The organism is Endozoicomonas atrinae (genome assembly GCF_001647025.1).
Lineage (GTDB): Bacteria > Pseudomonadota > Gammaproteobacteria > Pseudomonadales > Endozoicomonadaceae > Endozoicomonas > Endozoicomonas atrinae.
This window is the reverse complement of the sequence record NZ_LUKQ02000820.1, coordinates 1-361: the sequence shown is the minus strand read 5'-3', so window position 1 is coordinate 361 and position 361 is coordinate 1. Positions and strand designations below refer to the sequence as shown.

The following is a 361-nucleotide window of genomic DNA, read 5'->3' as shown; positions in this document are numbered from 1 at the left end:
AGTCAGCTTAGTAAAATATTTAACTTTCTGGAACTATCAGACTTGCAGACCACCCCAAAAAGCTATACTTAACGACAGGTCATTTTGGACTGGTGTTTTGAGGACTTTTTACGCCGGTGATGACAAAGGTAAGTACTGGCAGGCTTCCCAATAGGGTTGCTGACAACCATGGTGCCAAAATCAGCCCACCATAGAGGCTTGCAAAATAAGCAATCGGTGCCGCAATAATGAAAGAAACCGAGCCTGTAAATAATTCTGTGTAAACGCCACCAAAACTATTACTCCTTGAACCGGTCAGGAAACATAATTTCAAACCGGTTCATGGCTGCTTTCCAGTTCCTGATCGGCATGGTCCATTTCT

The 361-nt window shown here is 43.5% G+C and carries 1 protein-coding gene; it reads right to left on the bottom strand.

The window, feature by feature from the left end:
* Positions 1-79 precede the first annotated feature (79 nt).
* Positions 80-313: a hypothetical protein gene (locus tag AK963_RS32945; protein WP_139117854.1), complete on the bottom strand. Its 234-nt coding sequence runs from the start codon at positions 311-313 to the stop codon at positions 80-82.
* Positions 314-361 lie beyond the last annotated feature (48 nt).